Below are 18,661 nucleotides of genomic sequence, written 5' to 3'. Positions count from 1 at the left end.
AACTTATAACTAAGCATTTTAAAACCTCGCCAATACTTCCATCATTGCCGAACGACGTTTATATTTTATCCGGAACTCTGCAACTAACCTTTTCACAGCTTCCTGTCCCCCATTAAGTTTCTTTGCACACAACAACACTTGTGCTACAAATTCATAATGATTCCTTCCCATATTCTGTTCAGCGTAATCATTCAACAAAGAAACATACATAGCAATCAATGGCTCCGAATGAGTATTTTTCAGATGATGGGCATATTTCATCAATGCTTCCAACTGATTATAGTTTACTGATGACAATAACATGAATAGACGTTCATAATCCTTTTCTCTCACATAGATTTCCGCCTCATCATTTTCACCAAAAGAAAAATAGTTACTAAATTCTGTTTCCTTCATCATCGCATCCAGAAAACTCTTCCATTGTTCTTTCGGAATCAGAGTTTTGAGTTTATTGTAATATGTCAGTTTATCCCTGCCTGTCACAAACAATAGACGACATGTATCAATTACTTCGGAAGTCCGGTTGGTCGTCTCGTAAATCTTCAGTTTTATTTCCAACCATTTACTATCGGTACCGGGATATATCTCTTCTTTCGCAATCTCTATTCCTTCATCCAGCAAACGGATGGCTTCATCGTATTGGCAACGGACAATCAATTTTTCAACCTCCATCTCCCGTATTTCAGTCAGATAAAGATATTGGCGGATCGTTTCATTCGCTTTTTGCTCTTCATTCTGCTCCAATAATAAGTTGACTTTGCGAAGAACTAACTGATATAAATCATGAGTGTCCTTTCTTGTTTCAAGAAGTCCATCAATCAATTCCAAGGCTTTTTCTGTCGGCTGAATCGAAAGATTGATTTGCATCATAAGTTCATCTATATCATAGATTCCGTAATTTCGATAAGTAGATATTTCAGCAATCTGACGTAATTCCTGTAGAATATCCGTCTTTTGTTTCTGAGTTGTTTTAGGATGTCCAACCACTTTCATGAGTAAACCTCCTGCATGCTCACAATAAAGGGAAGTGCCAAAGTCATCATCATCGTCAATATATAGTAATTCATCCTCATAATTCTCACCGATAGAACGAAGTGTTTGAAGAGCTATGGCAATAGTACTATCCATATCTCCCAGACTCAAAAAGAAGTCTGCTTTCTTCAGAAAAACATCCATTCGATTGAAAACAGTTTCCCAATCACGACTGTAATCATTATAACGATTATGATAACGAGACTTTTTACTGTCACCGAAACTATTAAAAATCTTTTGGATTTCCGTTCTATAATCTTTTCCCTTTGATGTCGAAGACGATTCCTTGAATATAAAACGCTTCAAAAACGCTGCCTTAAATTCCGGATTCGTTGAGGCATATTCACTGATAAATGTAGAAATTTCTTGCGGACTAATGAATGACAACAATTGTTTGATGTCCACATCGGGCTGTACAACCTCTTCTTCCTTTGTAACTATTCTCATTTTTGAAAATGCACTACGACTCACTCGTTTATTATTATCACGAATTGCCAGAAGTGCTGCCACGACATGCTTGCAGATTTCTCCATCATACGGACAATCACAGTACCAGGATTCTACTTCCTTTCCGTTCATAGATATTTCTACATTATAATCATCCGTTCCCTCTACGGTTGCAGTCCATTCACCGGGTGAGGTTTCTTCCAGTTCGGAAACGGCATCTGTATCATAATACTCTTCCCCGCGCATCAATATCTTATAGGGGACAAAGTTCTCAAAATTATCCAGTGTAATCATATGACTAATTTATTCCTGTATATATCCTTCCTGTTCATACGCTTTCCCATATTTATGAATCATTGTCACCAATGGTCTTATACGCTCATCAGAAACAAGCATACCTCTATAACGCAAATACTGATTATCATAAAGCTGACGGTTTCCGGTCTTGAGACGCTTCTCCACATCCGCAGGAATGAAAAACTCCGCACGATTACCCAAGTGTACATAAAATTCATTTAAAAAGATAGAAATACCCGCCAAATCAATGTCTCCGAAATGAATATAACGATTGGGAATCATCTTTAGCCAATCACATAAATCCTTCGATTGCGGATAACGGGATACAAAAAGAACTTTCATTCCTTCAAACAAGTAGCTTTGGGCACGGATATGCTGAAAATTCTCTCCATTCTCTATACCCACTACTACGACATCTTCAGGGATACGGAAATCTTCGTAATCCTGCATGAAGATGGAAGTGCCTTGCAAAGGAGAAAGCACGCATGGTTCATCGTGAAGAGTAGCTTCGATAGGCGTATAACAATTGAGAAGAAAACCTTTGAACGTACGGGTATATCTCAATTTTGAGTTTCCTGCTTTTGCCACTTGCTCCGAACGTGACACTTCATCCGGACAACTCTTCATTTCAATCCAATCTTCCAGCTCCATGCCGGAAGTATAATTCTGGGAGATATAAATGCGGCATCCTTCCGGGTCAATCATACGAAAACTGCGCTTACTCCCTCGGGGAACAATAGTGATGATTCCCTCATCCATTAATCTATTTGCTATCAGTCCATCAAACTTTGTGTAAGGTATGAGCTCACCGCCCAGCATTTTCAGAACCAGCCGTGCCATTGCTAAAGTAAATAAACTACCACTCATTTTTCTTTCTGATTATAAGTTAATAATGGAACGACCTGTGTATTCGACCGCCCGTCCTTACTCAGCAAATAGGTATAACGGTAATCTTCCACATTATAAGTAGTGGGAGAACTGTTTACCAACAAGATATTCCGGCAATTGGCAAAGTCCAGAATGCCTTTCACATTATTGGGATGCAGTTTTCCTATTTCATCCATCATACAATGGATTTTAAAGTCACCAAACTTACGTGACGCCTTCTCTTTGAACACATTAATCAGCATGATATTGACCATTGCTTTCACCAAAATGTCCGTACCGTCAGAACCTACATTGGCAATCTTCTCCACCCATCCCGTGTCGTTATCATTCTCTTTCACGCGGAACTCCAGTTTGAATGTATCGGCAAGCGCCAACCGTCTGCGTCCCGGCTCGTCGAGCAGGAATTTCATAAACGACAGCAAATGCCGGACAGCCGTCGCATTGACATCTTCACGGGAATCTTGCGAGAACAAGTCAACCTTCCCCATATTATACTGGTTCTCATCACTAAACCGTTTAATCTCCAGCAATAGCTGCATCAGTTTATCGCTGCTCTGAAGCGGGCGAAGAGCTATTTCCTTTATTACTCCGGCAAAATTCCGCTTGACAAAATCATCATTGATATCCTTTATCGTTCTGTGTATCTCGCTTTCATTATGTGTCAAATCCCCCACTTCCTTTGAAATCCGCCGGATTATGTCCGTATACCGTTCACTGATATGTTTCTGATAATCGGAGATTTTATCATTATCCACAAACTCGCACAGATTGGAAGCAAAATCATAGTAATCCTGTTCTCCAATCAGCTCCGTACGGAAATGGAAGGTGTTTTTTGACGAGAAGTTTCCATTGAACTGCGTCACTACTCTCTTGAATTCCTCTGTTTTTCTGATGGTAGATACGATAAGCGACTTCAACTCTTCTACAATAACATCGCAACTCTTCCGGGTAGGTTTCTCTCCTATTTCCACCACAGAGGGCGGACAGAAAGTTTCATCTTTCCGAAACATATCCACTTTATTCAACCCGTCCTCCAATGAGTGTAGTTCTTTACGAATCCGGTCGAGATGGTCATCCGCCCCTTTTTTCTGAATCTGCAACTTCTCCTTTTTCAGAGCAAAACGTTCGTCCAATGCAACCAGCTTCGCATCCAGTTCCTTCTTCCGGCTTCGCGTAGCAGGTTCTTTATCAAACAATTCCGCCTTGTCTCTTTCATAATAAAGAACTTGCGGGCGGGATTTGCCAATATAGTCCAATTCTTTATTTATTTCGGCAAACCTTTCATCATACTTGCGGATAGTAACCGTATCGGCCCCCTTTCCATCCAATTCACTCTCCTTCGCCTGCTTCAATTCCTTTTCCCGCTCCGCAGTCTGTTGTTTCATCCGGCCTATCTCTTGCTGAACACCGGCAATAAACTCCTCCAGTTCCTTCCGGAGTTCCGTCCTGCTGTCATTATACACTTTCCGGCAGGCTTTCAACAGTTTTTCCCGTTCCGCCAAATGCTTTTCCTTCTCTCCTTCCGCCACATAAAGACGATGGCCGACTTCATTCAGTTGCGCCTGCAACTCTTCGATACAACCTCTTTTCCATTCCTCCTCCTTTGTCTTCCATGAGGCGTAATCAGCCTGCAGATTCTTCAATTTTGCAGGAATCTGCATTCGCTCGGCTTCCATCAGATGTTGTTCTTCCAAAATACGATGTATTTGCTTCGAGTACTTTTTCTCCAAAGAAGAAACTGCTTCTCCCTCTTCTTCCGTCAGTCGGGTGAGGCGGTCGGTACAAAGTTGCCGGGCTGCTTGTTGCCTGTCGCGCTCCTGCTTCATTTCCTCGGGAGTGCGGACAGAACGCTCGATTGCTGTCAGATTGAGTGAAACGCCGAACAAAGTAGCTTCCTTATTCACTAATTGAGGTTGCAGCTCATTGTTGTACAACACCAGTTCCTCATCCGCCACCTTGCCTATCGTCTCCTGCCAATCCGGTTTGTTCTTCTCCAACCATTCACACAAAGAACCTTTTCGTTTCTCAATCAAGGCGTCCAATGTTTGTAACTGTTCTTCAATCGCACTCCGCTCTTTGCGAACGATCTCCATCTTTGCCTGAAATTCCCATTTCAATTCTTTCACTTTCCATTCACACTCCTGCCTCAACTGCTTTATTTCTCCTTGTTGCTGACGAATATTAAGCTCCAGTTCCTTGTCCTTTTTGCGCAGTTCGTTAATCCCGTCTTCACAATCAGACATTTCCTTTTGATGGGGATGTTCGTATTTCACCTTTTGAAGTTTCAGGTTACACTTTGCCTGTTCATCGCGCAACTGCCGGATACGATTATCCACAGTCTGCACTTTCTCTTCTTGCATTGCCCTTACTTTCTCTTCTTCCACACGAAGTTGTTGCATCAATTCCTCCTGTTTGCCGGCAATCTCCGCATTCCGAGCATTTATCCGTGCTTGCTGGCTATTCTCAAAAGTACGGAAATCAGCTTCCAATTTCTCAAACAGCAATCGGTACTTACTCAATACATCCTCATAAGCTCTTGTCAGTTCCGATTTCATATTCCGGACTTGTTCAAGTTCCTGAATCAGTAGTTCTTCGCAAGATACCCGTTTGATGATTTCTTCAATCTGCATCTGCTCGTAATGCAGACGTTTCTCACGTATCTTTTTGAGCAAATCGTTTATTATACCTATATCCCTAATCACACCATCACGTTCATTGGTGTACTTTTGTTGCAGTTCACCCATAAGCCGTAGCAACCGTTCACGTTCCGTCTCCGCTTTAGCCTGTTCTTCCTTCACTAACGGAATCTCACGCAAAGCCCGTTTCTCCGCAAAGTTAAGCTCCGCACGCCCTTCACCAATCTGCTTTTGGGTATAAATCAAGTCACGATAGGCGTTCATTACTTTCTCCGCCATCTTCCGGACAGGCACTTCTCCATTCTTGTTCTTTGTAAACCAAAGCATCACATCCCTGTATTCCTGCTCGAATTCCTTTATCTGGCTACGATAGAAGTCCAAATCGACAGAGATATCCTCATCACTCATCGAACGGATAATGGTATCTTTTATAAAATCAGCATCCAGTTTGGAATTTAAAAAGACATTCTGTATCGTCCGCGGAATATTCTGATATTTTGCACTTTCCACAATGGCAAACTTGCGGTAAGGTATCATTTCATGCTTGCGGTTATTACCGAAAATAATGTCCCGATACATTTCATAGCTAGTCACTTGTGCAGTAATCTGAATCTTCGAACCGATATGTTCTCGGATACGTCCCCATTCAGAATGTACCACATTGTGTTCGTCAATGAACCAGTCCTGTTGGAATGGCGCATCAATAAAACGGAAAAACACCCGTCCCTGGGATTTGGCAGCTACCACACAATACGCCCCATTCTCCCGCATCACCTCATAAATAATGTAAGAATTGGCATAAGGAAAGTAAAAAGCATCGAAGCTTTTCTTCTCCTTCGGAATGCCCAGTCTTAGTTTGTCAGCATTATAAAAGAATAGGATGGCACGGAGCAGCGTACTCTTACCAACACCTTGCGTACCTATAAAATGTACGTTCCCATCCAACTTCACTTCCGAATATGGAATATGGGCACTGTTCAGAAAAATAATCTTATTCAGGTATCTCATCTTGCACCTCCTCTGAAATTGTGATACAATCAACCAAGTCCTCCATATAATGGAAAGCCGACAATACTTTATATGTCCCATCGAGTTCGTTTTCTTTCTCTATCAGTCCTATACTCTCCAGTTCTTTCAACAGTTTGCCGACAACTTCATCATATTTCTTCTTATCCGAAAACAGTTTGGTTGCCTTTTCTTTCAGTTCGATATCGCATCCTATCTGAATTTCAATATCAGCAGCACGGAACAGAAAGCCCGGGCCGAATGCCGAATGATAGGTTTTTAGGAAACTCAGGTAATCAATCCACTTCTGAATCGCTTCCAGTTTACGTTCCAAATCGACTTTCGATTCCTTGCGAGTAAAGTAGTAATAACCGTCACCGCCTTCCAAATAGAAACCGACACCTTTATAGTAATCATAATAATCGGGCAAATCTTCCTCAATGGCATCATACAAGCGTTTCACTTGGGTAGAGACACTATTGGAAGAAATGAATCCCCCTTTGCTAAGTATATTAAATATTTCTTCAGTGTATTTCATGGTCATCTGTTTTTAGCATTCAGCATACATCATTTGGCATATATTAAAGGGTATTCCACTTCATCGGAGATTTCATAAGTATCCGTAAATCGAAGTTCGTCGGCATACTGTGATGCCAGTTGGCAGAAAAAGATTAATTTCTCTCCACGTGTCACCTCTTTCCGGTAGCGATAGTTCATCACAAAAGAGAACAGGTGGGTGCTGGACGCCATAAATGAATTATGCACTTCCTGCAAGTTTACGGTATCTATCATTTGCGACTGCCCATCCAGGTATCCTTCTGGAATGGCATCTGCCAGTTGTTTCATTCCTTTCGGAGAATTTCTCTGCCGCGCGACAAGTTTCTTCAAAATCTGAAAAGCCTCATCGGAAGTCCGTAGATTATCAATGGAAAGCTTGATGCGATAACCGACCTGCGGCTCCATCCAGACAGGATTTTTTTGTGCGGCAACAGAACGGATACTTGTATGTTCTTCCAACAAGAACTGGTCTTTCAGGTACTTCAACTTCTTTACTTTCTCAAAGATACGGTTCTGATAATCTATCAGATTCAGATAATGGATGATTTGTTTCTGGATTTCAATCAGGTTATGGTACGAGTCATTTAGCTGAAGTTTTACATCACTTACTACATTCCGCATCTGTACGTCCATCGCCACCCGGAAGAAAACAGGCTGTCCGTAGTCTATCAATTCCTCACTTTTACGGATCAGCAGAGCAATATTGTTCCGTTTCTCATCAAGCCGGACAAGTTTGGTTTTCTTTATCTTATAATTCGGTTCGTTCTTATAAGTATTATCCATGTTCCTTTTCAAGTCCATCACATTGCGGACTGTAGTCAGAGCGATGTTTTTTAGACAGCGTTTCACTTCACGCTGGTAGTTGTATTTACGTTGCTCGTTGTTCTCTTTCAGATAATAGTCAATATTTTCATTCAGTCGCGTCAGGTAATCCTGCACGAAAGAAACATTGATTTCTTCATTTACTTCGAGCACATCTTCAAAGAATTTCAGATAGATATCTTCCATTTCCAGAAAGTCACCAGTATCCCGGATAACCCCATAGTCAATCAGATAACGGATACGCTCTTCCTTGTACTCTGTCATTTCAAGCGCATAATCGTAGCGGAACGAAAGAGACTTCCGTTTGGCAAACATTTCTTTCAGAAGCTCTTTCTCCCTGTCCAGACTTTTGACAAGTTCTTCTATAGAACGAAAAGTGCTCATATTAGTTTTGTCTTTTAATGGTGTTTACTACTTCAAAATATTTACATAGTATATATTTCAGTAATAAGATATCACAAAAATAACATAAATGAAATAGTAAACCTAATTTCTGTATCAATATTTTTATTACTACAAAAATTGAGAAACTAACTCTACATATTCATTATACAACTATAAATTTCAAGTAAGAATTTGCAAAGGCAATTACTATTTATACCTTTGTGACTTCAATAAAGAATATGATTTCAATAGAGAATTAGTAACCCGTTAAAAGAGGAAATTGATTATGCGTTCATTCATAGTATTTCTTTGTTTAGTCCCCACCCTCCTGTTTGCCCAACAAACTCAACTGGAGACACAGTTGAAAGAAGCCATCAAAGGAAAGAAGGCCGAAATAGGAATAGCCGTCATCATTGATGGGAAAGATACGATAACTGTCAATAATGATATTCACTATCCACTGATGAGCGTATTCAAGTTTCATCAGGCATTAGCATTGGCCGATTATATGGGAAAACAGAGGCAATCGCTGGAAACCCGGTTAGCCATAAAAAAATCGGATTTAAAGCCGGATACTTACAGTCCGCTACGGGATAAATATCCGCAGGGTGGAATTGAAATGAGTATTGCCGACCTGCTAAAATATACACTTCAACAGAGTGACAACAATGCCTGCGATATTCTTTTTGATTATCAGGGAGGTCCCGATGCTGTAAACAAGTATATCCATTCACTGGGAATTCGGGAATGTGCCATTGTCGGTACGGAAACTGCCATGCACGAAGACTTGAACCTATGTTATGAAAACTGGACTACTCCGTTGGCCGCAGCCGAATTAGTGGAAATATTCCGTAAGAAGCCATTGTTTCCCAAAGTGTACAAAGACTTCATATTTCAAACAATGGTGGAATGTCAAACCGGGCAAGACCGTCTGGTTGCTCCGCTGCTCGACAAAAAAGTAACCGTAGGTCATAAAACCGGAACGGGAGATCTTAATGCGAAAGGGCAACAAATCGGTTGTAATGACATCGGTTTCGTTCTTTTGCCCGGTGGACGTACTTATAGTATAGCTGTCTTCGTGAAGGATTCCGAAGAAAATAATCAGGCGAACAGTAAGATTATCGCTGATATTTCCCGTATCGTTTATGAATATGTAATGCAGCATTAAGATAGAGACAAAGTACGTTCGGTACGAATGAAGATTGAAACAAAGTAATAGAAATTAGAAAATTCATTTACATGAAACTACATCATATCGCTATCTGGACCTTTCGTCTGGAAGAATTAAAAGAGTTCTATGTCCGCTTCTTCGGAGGAAAAAGCAACGAAAAATACATCAATCCCAAGAAAGGATTCGAGTCCTATTTTATCTCTTTTGGAGAGGGAACAGACTTGGAACTGATGAGCCGTACAGATGTACAGAACACTCCCATTGAAGAAAACAGGGTTGGACTGACACACTTTGCTTTCACCTTCCCCAGCCAGGAAGAAGTATTACGCTTCACCGAACAAATGCGTTCGGAAGGATATACCATCGCCGGCGAACCGCGTACTTCGGGAGACGGATATTTTGAAAGTGTAGTCCTCGATCCTGACGGAAACCGGATTGAGTGCGTATATCGGAAAACAACAAACGAGTCGAAAAACAAAGCAAGACAGGAAACTGAAATAGATAGTATTCCCCCCGTGACGCTCCATACAGAACGTTTGTTTCTCCGCCCTTTCGAAGAAAGAGATGCAGAAACGTTCTTCGCTTGTTGCCAGAACCCGAATCTGGGAAACAATGCCGGATGGCCGCCCCATCGTACGTTGGATGAATCCCGCCGGATACTTCATTCCACATTTATCAACCAAGAGGGAATATGGGCAGTGATACTAAAAGATACAAAACAGCTAATCGGTTCCGTAGGAATTATCCCCGACCCTAAACGCGAAAATCCGCAAGTGAGAATGTTGGGTTACTGGCTCGACGAATCTCATTGGGGCAAAGGATACATGACCGAAGCAGTGCAGGGTGTCCTCAACTATGGCTTTGAAGAATTGCGGCTTAGCCTCATCACAGCTACCTGTTATCCACACAATAAACGTTCGCAGAAAGTACTGAAAAAGAACGGTTTTATCTATGAAGGTACACTTCATCAGGCAGAATTGACTTACAACGGAAACATCTACGACCACCAATGCTACTACCTGCCCGGCATCTCCCAACCTACTCCGGAAGACTATGATGAAATCCTCCATGTATGGGAAATGTCCGTTCGCCACACGCATGATTTCCTGACGGAAGAACATATCCAGTTCTATAAACCACTGGTGCGGAAGCATTATTTACCCGCTGTTGAACTTTTTGTCATCCGGAATGCCAACGGAAAGATTGCCGCTTTCATGGGATTGAGCGACGAACTGATCGAAATGTTATTCGTACACCCCGACGAGCAGGGAAAAGGATATGGCAAACGATTAATGGAATACGCAAGAGACAAAAAACATATGGATAAGGTGGACGTAAACGAGCAGAATGAAAAAGCACTTCAGTTCTATCTCCATTTGGGATTCCAAGTCATCGGCAGAGATGAAACGGACAGCATGGGCAAACCTTTCCCCATTCTTCATTTGCAACTGCCGGAAGCTGATTCCGCTAATAGAGATTAATTCCCCAAAAACGAAAGCTACATGAACCTACGTGCAAGATTATCCGAACGAGTACACATTGAAGATATCAGAGAGGTACTCCACTTTATACAGGATGATGAACGGCTTAGAGAAGAAATCTACCAACTGATATTCGACGAAGACGCTATCGTCTCCTATCAGGCATTGTGGGTATGTACTCATTTCTCAAAGGCAGATGTAGAATGGTTAAGCCGGAAACAAGAAGAATTGATTGACGCTGCCATGACCTGCCCACACTCGGGAAAACGGAGAATGATCCTGAACCTGATATGCCAGCAACCTGCCGCCGATCCGCCACGAGTGGATTTCCTTGATTTCTGCATGGAACGCATGATATCCCGCGAGGAACCACCGGGCGTGCAATCGCTCTGCATGAAACTGGCTTATCAACTGACACGCTCCATCCCGGAACTGCAACAGGAACTACGCACAATACTGGAAATCATGGAGCCCGACTTACTGGTTCCCGCTATCCGTTCCGTACGAAAAAACACCCTGAAAGCCATGAAAGCAAAGAAAAACAGATAATTTCTATTGCTTTTATCTCACCGTTCAACTAGAGTATATTCAGATGGAATATCTGGGATATACCCGTCACCGAAATCTGAATACCGATGCAGAAAGTGAAAAAAGCAACGAGCTTATTAATAATTTGATTTCCCACCGGTCCCAACCTCTGAATAAACCTCTGCCCTTGCGAAAGGAATACATAAAAGATGGCCGCCATACAAATAATAACAAGTGCAATGACCAAATAATTAATCCCAGTTTGCAACAATTTGCCTTTAACACTGGCAGACGCCATCAAAGTAAAGATAACCGATATACTGCCCGGCCCGATACTGATAGGAAACGTGATGGGATAAAATATCTTCTGCTCGATGTTTTTCCATCTGAAACCGTCTACATTCTTGCTGGCCTCTTCTTCTTTATCAGACGAACCCGAATCCCCCAACAGCTCCATTGCCGTCTTACAAATCAGTATTCCACCTCCCAACTGAATAACAGGAATAGCCAGACCGAAAATCAACAGAAACAAATGCCCTATCACCAATGTCCCTACACCGATCATTATAAAATTGAGCGTCAGCTTCTGAATGGCTGCTTTCCGCTGTTGAGGATCGAGGTCTGTAAAGAATCCATTGACGACAAAACCATTCCCCAAAGGATTTATCACCGGAAACAGCGCCATAAACGATGACGAAAATATGATGAGAAGATTACTTAATGACATAATACCTGTTTTTTGATACTTTATTAATATCTGATATGTATCTAAAACATAAATGGAACGTTATTGTTTTGAGAATATGCTTTTGCAAGAGGAATCCGCATCGGTTGGATACCCCGTGAAAGCAGCTTATAATAAACCTTTAACTAGAAATTAAAATTATGTGTACAAGAGTCGTTTATTCGGGAAAAAATGGAATGGTGGCAACCGGCCGGTCTATGGACTGGAAAACAGAAATGCACAGCAATCTTTGGGTATTTCCCAAAGGTATGGAAAGAAATGGAGAAACGGGAGCCAACTCCCTGAAATGGACGTCCAAGTATGGCAGCGTGGTGACTTCGGCTTTCGAGATTGCCAGTACAGACGGGATGAATGAAAAAGGGTTGGTTGCCAATCTGTTATGGTTGCCCGAAACGGAGTATCCGGTCAGAGATCAAAGTAAACCGGGACTTGCCATTACTGCATGGGTGCAATATATGCTGGATAACTTCGCCACCGTAGACGAGGCTGTCGCTTCCATTGATGAAAACACTTTCCAAGTGGTATCAGACCTGATGCCGGATGGTTCCCGCCTGGCAACCTTGCATTTATCTATTTCCGACGCAACGGGCGATTGTGCGATATTCGAATATACGGTTGGAAAGCTGACTATCTACCACAGCAAGGAGTACAAAGTGATGACCAACTCCCCTACCTACAACAAGCAACTGGCACTAAACGAATACTGGAAATCAATAGGAGGATTGAGCTTCCTGCCCGGAACCAACCGACCGTCCGACCGTTTTGCAAGAGCCAGTTTTTATATCAATGCCCTGCCCCCAACAGATGATGTGAGAATAGCCGTGGCAAGTGTATTCAGCGTTATCCGTAATACTTCTGTTCCTTATGGCATATCCACTCCCGAATTTCCGGAAATTTCCACCACACAATGGAGAACGGTATCGGATAGTAAGAATCTGCTCTACTTCTTCGAATCAAGTCTGACACCTAATACATTCTGGGTAAACCTGCGGGAAACAGACTTGTCGGAAGGAGCTCCGGTACTCAAATTATCTATCGCCAACGGTGAAACTTATCATGGAAATGCAACGAAAGAATTTCAACCGGCACAGCCGTTCAGATTTATGGGAGTAAAAGGATAAAATTATCCCCGGAAACGATTCATCTGAAGCACATCCCAAAAGTTTTTGTATCTAACTTTTGAGACGTATTCCGATCATTTCCGGGGATAAAATCTGTTTCTTTAACTGCTTGCCATTAATTGAAATAATAAAGGAATACAGCAATTCCTTCCAGCGCCTTCTTTGGTTGATCTTTTATTTCGATAGCAAACTTAATTTCTGCTTTTGCCACACCACGCAGATTGGTCAATGAGTGCAAAGTAGTCACCAGACGCACACTCTGTCCTGACAATACAGCCTGACCGAATTTCATCTTATCCATACCATAGTTAATCATCATCTTCAGGTTATTCACCTGAATAATCTGATTCCACAGATAAGGAAGCATAGACAATGTCAGGTAGCCATGAGCAATCGTGCTATGATAAGGGCTATCTACTTTCGCACGTTCCGTATCTACATGAATCCATTGATGATCCAGCGTTGCATCAGCAAAAAGATTAATACGTTCCTGCGAGAGTTCCACATAATCGGAAACACCTATCTGTTGGCCTACTAGTTTTTCGAATTCTTCATACGAATTGATAATTACTTTTTCCATAAGTCTTATCGTTTTTATGGGGGTTATTTACTATTAAATTGGGGACAAAAATAGGAAAAATAAACTGATATGCCACCAAATTTATAAATAAAAGCAAGGAATGAAGTATTTAGGTATGTTTTACAAACCGGAAGCCCGTTTCAGTGCTTCTGACAAAATACTGTAACCCCTGCCATTCAAATGTAAATCGTCGAGAGTCAACTCCGGATTCAGCCTGCCATCCAGCAACAAACGGTCGAATACATCGAGATAGACAATGTCCGTCCCCTGCAATTTCCCGTATATCTTCCGGTTAAGGACACGAATGAATTGATTCACAGCCGTACTGTAATCATCGTAATCATTACGTGGAAAAATACAGAAAAGATATGTTTTCAGTGAAGGGATGGCAAGAACCGCTTTTACATAACGTTCCACATAATCGTCCATATTTTCATCATTCAACTGATAAATATCATTGGTTCCGAATTGAATGACGACTTGGCAATCGGAAGTGTCTACGGTAAAAGACTCCACATAAGCCAGCCCTTCACCGGGAGCACCATAGTTCAGACATTCCCATGAAGGAAAGTAGACATCCAATGCCCAAAATGCCATGTGACTGTTGCCAAGAAAGGCAAATTTAGGTTTCTCTCCCATTCTATTCATGTTACTTCATTCAATAATTCACGGATTTACTTTACTTTTGCAAAGGTAATCACATTCATTCATATATATAAACCGATGATACATTTTTTCAAGCAACCCATTTCTCACCTTGCGTTACCGGATAAATTCACTTATCCTTTCCACTATACGCCTCATCCATTGTGCGTGTTGGCAGCGGAAGAAGTGAAAAAACATATCGCGAGCCGGAAGGAATGGCAAGAAGAGTTAGCTTTCGGAAAAATGTTCGGGGTACTGATCGTACAAAAAGAAAATAAACAAGAGACTACAAAAAAAGAAGCAGTCAATGAAATTGGCTATCTCGCTGCTTTCTCCGGCAATCTGGCAGGAAAGAATCTGCATCCTTATTTTGTCCCTCCTGTCTACGACTTATTGCAACCGGAAGGATTCTTCAAAATTGAAGAAGAACAAATATCTTCCATCAATATCCGTATTCGTGAATTAGAAAACAATCGTTCTTATCTCGATTTAAAAGAAAAGTGGAAGACGGAAACAGAACAGGCTAAAGCTATTTTGAATCAGGCTAAAGCAGAACTCAAAGCAGCAAAGGAGGCGAGAGAGATTCGCCGCCAATCATCCTCTACCCTTTCCGAAGAGGAACAAGCCTCCCTGATCCGGGAAAGCCAATACCAGAAAGCGGAATACAAACGACTGGAAAAAGAATGGAAGAAACGATTGGAAGAACTCGAAACGGAAACGAGACACTTCGAGACTGAAATAGAACAACTGAAAACCGAACGGAAAGAACGTTCGGCAGCCTTGCAAAGAAAGTTGTTCGAGCAGTTCCGGATGCTGAATGCCAAAGGAGAAGTGAAAGACCTATACACAATCTTCGAGCAGACAGTTCAGAAAGTTCCTCCTGCCGGTGCGGGTGAATGTGCTTTGCCTAAGTTGTTGCAATATGCATATCTTCATCAATTAAAGCCATTGGCTATGGCCGAATTCTGGTGGGGAGACTCTCCTAAAAACGAAATCCGGCAACATGGATATTATTATCCATCCTGCAAGGGAAAATGTGAACCTATTTTGCAGCACATGTTGCAAGGACTGAAAGTAGACGAGAATCCGTTGCTGAACTCCATCCATGAGGATGAAGAACTGGAAATCGTATATGAAGATAAATGGTTAGTGGTAGTCAATAAGCCGGCAGGAATGTTGTCCGTTCCGGGAAAGGAGGAGGACAGAGATTCAGTCTATCACCGCCTGAAAAAGAAGTATCCCGATGCTACCGGACCTATGATTGTACATCGCCTTGATATGGCGACTTCCGGATTATTGCTCGTAGCTAAAACGAAAGAGGTACATCAACATTTGCAGGCACAATTTGCAAGCAGAAGTATCAAGAAACGCTATGTAGCCGTGTTGGATGGGGTAACAGCAACAGTAGAGAAGACAGCACTGCCGCCCGGAAGAACAGGAAGAATCGAACTCCCTCTCTGTTTGAATCCCCTTGATCGTCCCCGGCAAATCGTCAGTAGAGAACACGGGAAAGAAGCGATTACAGAATACCGAATCATCTGTGAATCAGAAAAACACACCCGGATTGCTTTCTATCCGTTGACCGGACGGACACACCAATTACGGGTACACACCGCCCATCCGGAGGGATTGGGTTGCCCCATTCTTGGGGATGAACTTTATGGAAAGAAAGCGGACAGACTATACCTCCACGCCGAATATATAGAGTTCCGTCATCCCATCAGCGGAAAGATTCTACGCATACAGAAAGAGGCCGACTTCGATAAAAAAGACGATTAAGCCATGAACCAAATTCTTTTTGAAATGTATATAGGGGTAATTACTAACTTTCAAAAAGAACCTGACTATGAATATCAAATTTCGTATGACAAAGTATTTAGCCGTATCTGCTTTAACAGTACTGCTATTGGGAGCCTGCTCCAAAAACAATATTTATATCGACATAGCCTATCCCGACGAAGAAGGGAACAGCGAAAATTCATCCGGTAATGACGACAATGGCAATCCGGCAAAAGAGAGTGCATTGGTCACTTTCAGTGCTTCCGTAGAAGGACGAAACATCACACGAGCCATGTCCCCGATGGGGAAAGGTCTGCAAAGCTGGTTGTGCGCCTATTCAGCCAATACATCAAACAATATCACAGGTGCTCCCGTTGCCCAAGGCAACTATGTCACCTCCTCTCCCGGTGTACTGACAGGAAATCTGGGATATAAAATGTATTTGAGCAATAATATCTATAGCTTCTATGCCGTATCATGTAATTCCACCAGTCCGGCCCCCACTTTCACCAATGGAATATCCGAACCTTTATCAAACGGAGTGGATTATCTCTGGTGGCACGCAGTTCATCAGGACATCGCCAGTTCACAGATCAATATCCCCATCACCTATCAGCATGCAGCCACACAAGTAGTTGTAGCCATCACCGGAGGAGAAAATATCACTTTGAACAAGATACTTTCGGCTACCATTACCCCACCGAAGCCGGGTGCAATCATGGATTTATCAACAGGCATCATCTCTTCGGAAGTCAGCTACGATAAAGCAGCCGATATGGGAATCAATGACTTTACCGTACAATATATCATGCTACCTGTAAAGAGTTCTTCTCCCATGACTCTGACACTGGAACTGATGGTAAACGGAGAAAGTTTCTCACGTACCTACACCACCCCACTGACTCCACCCAACAACCTCTTATCAGCCGGAAACTCATACCTTTTCCGGGCAGTTATTAACGAAAACTCCATATCGTTTGCCAATGTCAGCGTGAAAGAATGGACGGAAGTAGATGAAAGCGGAAAACCGCTCTATCCCGTACAAGATTGAAATATCCCAGAGAACATCAAAACAGGTTTGGTTACGCAAACCAACATGGCATCATGCCACAGTTTGCGTAGCCGGACTGCTTGTGAACACCTGCTTCTTCAACCTGCGATAAACATAGATAAATGCCGGTACGAGGAACAAATCTGCCGCTATCCAAGCCATCGGATCACCGTAGCAGACAGCAATAAAGCCGAATGCAGGCACAGCGTAAATGCTGACAAGGATACGCGCAATCATCTCCGCCACTCCCGAAAACATGGCAAGATTGGTATATCCCACTCCCTGAATCGTGTAGCGCAGGATGCATAACAATCCAAGCATCGGGAAGAACATACAAGAGATATGCAGGAATAACTCGGTATCCAACAGAATTTCCGTTTCCGACGGATCTACAAAGATCAATGCAAAATATTTGGCTCCCACCATCAGAAGAACGAACGTAAATGCCGCATAAACAATCATCATCAAAGCACTCGCTTTGATTCCCAACCAGACACGCTCCGGTTTCCCTGCCCCATAATTCTGTCCGCTATACGTAGCCATCGCAATTCCCAGACTCTCGAACGTACAGATAAAGAACATCTTGATTCGCATGGCAGATGTAAAAGCAGCCACACACGCCGTTCCCAACGCATTATTCGCACTCTGAAGCATAATACTGCCGATAGCCGTGATAGAGAATTGTAATCCCATAGGCACACCGATGTAAAGCAATGTCTTTGCCAGTTTCGACTGGAACCGGCGTTCCTTCGGAGTACCCTGCAATATTTCAAACTTCCGGTACATATAAATATAGCAGAGAACAGCCGACAGCCCCTGCGAAAAGACAGTAGCAATGGCAGCTCCCGCCACTCCCCAGCCGAGTACCAGAATACAGAACAAGTCGAGAATGATATTCAGAACAGCAGCGAACAGCAAAAACCAGAAAGGCGTCTTGCTGTCTCCCAACGCACGGATGATGCTTGAAAGAAGATTATAGAAGAAAGTGAAAGGAACACCAATAAACGTAACAAGCAAATAAGCATACGCCCCTTCGAAAATATTCTCCGGCGTGCGCATGATCCGGAGTATGTCCGCACAAAAGATACTGGTAACAAGAGCAATGACCACAGACATCCCCGCTGCCAGTTTCAAACTGACGGAAACGTAACTGCGCATCGTACTGTAATCACGTGCACCAAACTTCTGCGCAACGGGTATCCCGAAACCTCCGCAACATCCATTGCAGAATCCGAGAATCAGGAAAACAACCGATGTGCTGGCTCCAACAGAAGCTAACGCGTTAATTCCCAAAAACTTTCCTACAATTGCAGCATCAACAAGCGAATACGTTTGTTGTAAGAGATTGCCGAGCAAAAGCGGCAATGTAAACTTTAAAATGAGAGGTAATGCCGGCCCTGCCGTCATTTCTTTAGAAGTTGCCATACGTCTATGTTCTAAAATCGGGCGCAAAGATACGGAAAATTCAATGAATTAGTTCTCGATTTGCGT

At 42.5% G+C, this 18,661-nt stretch carries 15 protein-coding genes; 6 read left to right on the top strand and 9 right to left on the bottom strand.

Going from position 1 to position 18,661, the window contains the following annotated elements; all coding sequences use genetic code 11:
- Positions 1-18: 18 nt before the first annotated feature.
- The 5 genes from DXB58_RS15255 to DXB58_RS15235 are packed head-to-tail and all read right to left on the bottom strand — an operon-like array spanning position 19 to position 8,069.
- A complete protein-coding gene (locus tag DXB58_RS15255) occupies positions 19-1,773 on the bottom strand; it encodes an SWIM zinc finger domain-containing protein (RefSeq protein ID WP_122137408.1) in 1,755 nt (584 codons plus the stop codon).
- Between the two features lie 9 nt (positions 1,774-1,782).
- Positions 1,783-2,643 carry a hypothetical protein gene (locus DXB58_RS15250; RefSeq protein WP_122137407.1) on the bottom strand — a complete coding sequence of 287 codons (861 nt, stop codon included), beginning with the start codon at positions 2,641-2,643 and terminating at the stop codon, positions 1,783-1,785.
- On the bottom strand, positions 2,640-6,308 hold the full coding sequence (locus DXB58_RS15245; RefSeq protein ID WP_122137406.1) for an ATP-binding protein: 3,669 nt from the start codon (positions 6,306-6,308) through the stop codon (positions 2,640-2,642). The genes DXB58_RS15250 and DXB58_RS15245 overlap by 4 nt, the downstream gene beginning before the upstream one ends.
- Complete coding sequence (locus DXB58_RS15240; RefSeq protein WP_122137429.1) at positions 6,292-6,843, bottom strand: hypothetical protein; 552 nt, start codon at positions 6,841-6,843, stop codon at positions 6,292-6,294. The genes DXB58_RS15245 and DXB58_RS15240 overlap by 17 nt, the downstream gene beginning before the upstream one ends.
- A gap of 29 nt (positions 6,844-6,872) precedes the next feature.
- A complete protein-coding gene (locus DXB58_RS15235; RefSeq protein WP_004320669.1) occupies positions 6,873-8,069 on the bottom strand; it encodes a hypothetical protein in 1,197 nt (398 codons plus the stop codon).
- Between the two features lie 286 nt (positions 8,070-8,355).
- Here DXB58_RS15235 and bla point away from each other — a divergent pair, with 286 nt between their 5' ends.
- From bla to DXB58_RS15220, 3 genes are all read left to right on the top strand, one after another.
- Entirely contained in the window at positions 8,356-9,237 is an 882-nt protein-coding gene (gene bla / locus DXB58_RS15230; RefSeq protein ID WP_117931866.1) for a class A beta-lactamase, subclass A2, read from the top strand.
- Positions 9,238-9,308: 71 nt separating this feature from the next.
- Positions 9,309-10,721, top strand: coding sequence for a GNAT family N-acetyltransferase (locus tag DXB58_RS15225; RefSeq protein ID WP_122137405.1), 1,413 nt, complete (start codon positions 9,309-9,311; stop codon positions 10,719-10,721).
- 21 nt (positions 10,722-10,742) lie between these two features.
- The gene (locus DXB58_RS15220) at positions 10,743-11,270 is read left to right on the top strand and encodes a hypothetical protein (protein ID WP_004308260.1); all 528 of its coding nucleotides are present in this window, start codon (positions 10,743-10,745) and stop codon (positions 11,268-11,270) included.
- 28 nt (positions 11,271-11,298) lie between these two features.
- Here DXB58_RS15220 and DXB58_RS15215 read toward each other — a convergent pair whose 3' ends face one another.
- Positions 11,299-11,976, bottom strand: coding sequence for a MarC family protein (locus DXB58_RS15215; protein ID WP_117931863.1), 678 nt, complete (start codon positions 11,974-11,976; stop codon positions 11,299-11,301).
- Between the two features lie 158 nt (positions 11,977-12,134).
- Here DXB58_RS15215 and DXB58_RS15210 point away from each other — a divergent pair, with 158 nt between their 5' ends.
- Positions 12,135-13,115, top strand: a complete 981-nt coding sequence (locus DXB58_RS15210; RefSeq protein ID WP_122137404.1) for a linear amide C-N hydrolase — start codon at positions 12,135-12,137, stop codon at positions 13,113-13,115.
- 115 nt (positions 13,116-13,230) lie between these two features.
- Here DXB58_RS15210 and DXB58_RS15205 read toward each other — a convergent pair whose 3' ends face one another.
- Together DXB58_RS15205 and DXB58_RS15200 are read right to left on the bottom strand one after the other, a co-directional pair.
- Positions 13,231-13,695, bottom strand: coding sequence for a MaoC family dehydratase (locus DXB58_RS15205; protein ID WP_004301986.1), 465 nt, complete (start codon positions 13,693-13,695; stop codon positions 13,231-13,233).
- A 120-nt stretch (positions 13,696-13,815) separates the two neighbouring features.
- The gene (locus DXB58_RS15200) at positions 13,816-14,343 is read right to left on the bottom strand and encodes a GDSL-type esterase/lipase family protein (RefSeq protein ID WP_122137403.1); all 528 of its coding nucleotides are present in this window, start codon (positions 14,341-14,343) and stop codon (positions 13,816-13,818) included.
- Between the two features lie 75 nt (positions 14,344-14,418).
- On the opposite strand from DXB58_RS15200, the gene DXB58_RS15195 reads away from it, so the two are divergent.
- Positions 14,419-16,119, top strand: coding sequence for an RluA family pseudouridine synthase (locus DXB58_RS15195; protein ID WP_122137402.1), 1,701 nt, complete (start codon positions 14,419-14,421; stop codon positions 16,117-16,119).
- 67 nt (positions 16,120-16,186) lie between these two features.
- The gene (locus tag DXB58_RS15190) at positions 16,187-17,170 is read left to right on the top strand and encodes a fimbrillin family protein (RefSeq protein WP_122137401.1); all 984 of its coding nucleotides are present in this window, start codon (positions 16,187-16,189) and stop codon (positions 17,168-17,170) included.
- Between the two features lie 51 nt (positions 17,171-17,221).
- Here DXB58_RS15190 and DXB58_RS15185 read toward each other — a convergent pair whose 3' ends face one another.
- Entirely contained in the window at positions 17,222-18,595 is a 1,374-nt protein-coding gene (locus tag DXB58_RS15185) for an MATE family efflux transporter (RefSeq protein WP_122137400.1), read from the bottom strand.
- Positions 18,596-18,661 lie beyond the last annotated feature (66 nt).

It is taken from the genome of Bacteroides sp. OM05-10AA, assembly GCF_003439055.1.
In the GTDB taxonomy this organism is placed as follows: domain Bacteria; phylum Bacteroidota; class Bacteroidia; order Bacteroidales; family Bacteroidaceae; genus Bacteroides; species Bacteroides intestinigallinarum.
This window is presented reverse-complemented; position numbering and strand designations above follow the sequence as displayed.

What these genes read in the sequence shown, in the direction of transcription:
- DXB58_RS15255 (WP_122137408.1), bottom strand. Translation starts at nt 1,773, where the DNA reads ATGATTACACTGGATAATTTTGAGAACTTTGTCCCCTATAAGATATTG.
- DXB58_RS15250 (WP_122137407.1), bottom strand. Translation starts at nt 2,643, where the DNA reads ATGAGTGGTAGTTTATTTACTTTAGCAATGGCACGGCTGGTTCTGAAA.
- DXB58_RS15245 (WP_122137406.1), bottom strand. Translation starts at nt 6,308, where the DNA reads ATGAGATACCTGAATAAGATTATTTTTCTGAACAGTGCCCATATTCCA.
- DXB58_RS15240 (WP_122137429.1), bottom strand. Translation starts at nt 6,843, where the DNA reads ATGAAATACACTGAAGAAATATTTAATATACTTAGCAAAGGGGGATTC.
- DXB58_RS15235 (WP_004320669.1), bottom strand. Translation starts at nt 8,069, where the DNA reads ATGAGCACTTTTCGTTCTATAGAAGAACTTGTCAAAAGTCTGGACAGG.
- bla (WP_117931866.1), top strand. Translation starts at nt 8,356, where the DNA reads ATGCGTTCATTCATAGTATTTCTTTGTTTAGTCCCCACCCTCCTGTTT.
- DXB58_RS15225 (WP_122137405.1), top strand. Translation starts at nt 9,309, where the DNA reads ATGAAACTACATCATATCGCTATCTGGACCTTTCGTCTGGAAGAATTA.
- DXB58_RS15220 (WP_004308260.1), top strand. Translation starts at nt 10,743, where the DNA reads ATGAACCTACGTGCAAGATTATCCGAACGAGTACACATTGAAGATATC.
- DXB58_RS15215 (WP_117931863.1), bottom strand. Translation starts at nt 11,976, where the DNA reads ATGTCATTAAGTAATCTTCTCATCATATTTTCGTCATCGTTTATGGCG.
- DXB58_RS15210 (WP_122137404.1), top strand. Translation starts at nt 12,135, where the DNA reads ATGTGTACAAGAGTCGTTTATTCGGGAAAAAATGGAATGGTGGCAACC.
- DXB58_RS15205 (WP_004301986.1), bottom strand. Translation starts at nt 13,695, where the DNA reads ATGGAAAAAGTAATTATCAATTCGTATGAAGAATTCGAAAAACTAGTA.
- DXB58_RS15200 (WP_122137403.1), bottom strand. Translation starts at nt 14,343, where the DNA reads ATGAATAGAATGGGAGAGAAACCTAAATTTGCCTTTCTTGGCAACAGT.
- DXB58_RS15195 (WP_122137402.1), top strand. Translation starts at nt 14,419, where the DNA reads ATGATACATTTTTTCAAGCAACCCATTTCTCACCTTGCGTTACCGGAT.
- DXB58_RS15190 (WP_122137401.1), top strand. Translation starts at nt 16,187, where the DNA reads ATGAATATCAAATTTCGTATGACAAAGTATTTAGCCGTATCTGCTTTA.
- DXB58_RS15185 (WP_122137400.1), bottom strand. Translation starts at nt 18,595, where the DNA reads ATGGCAACTTCTAAAGAAATGACGGCAGGGCCGGCATTACCTCTCATT.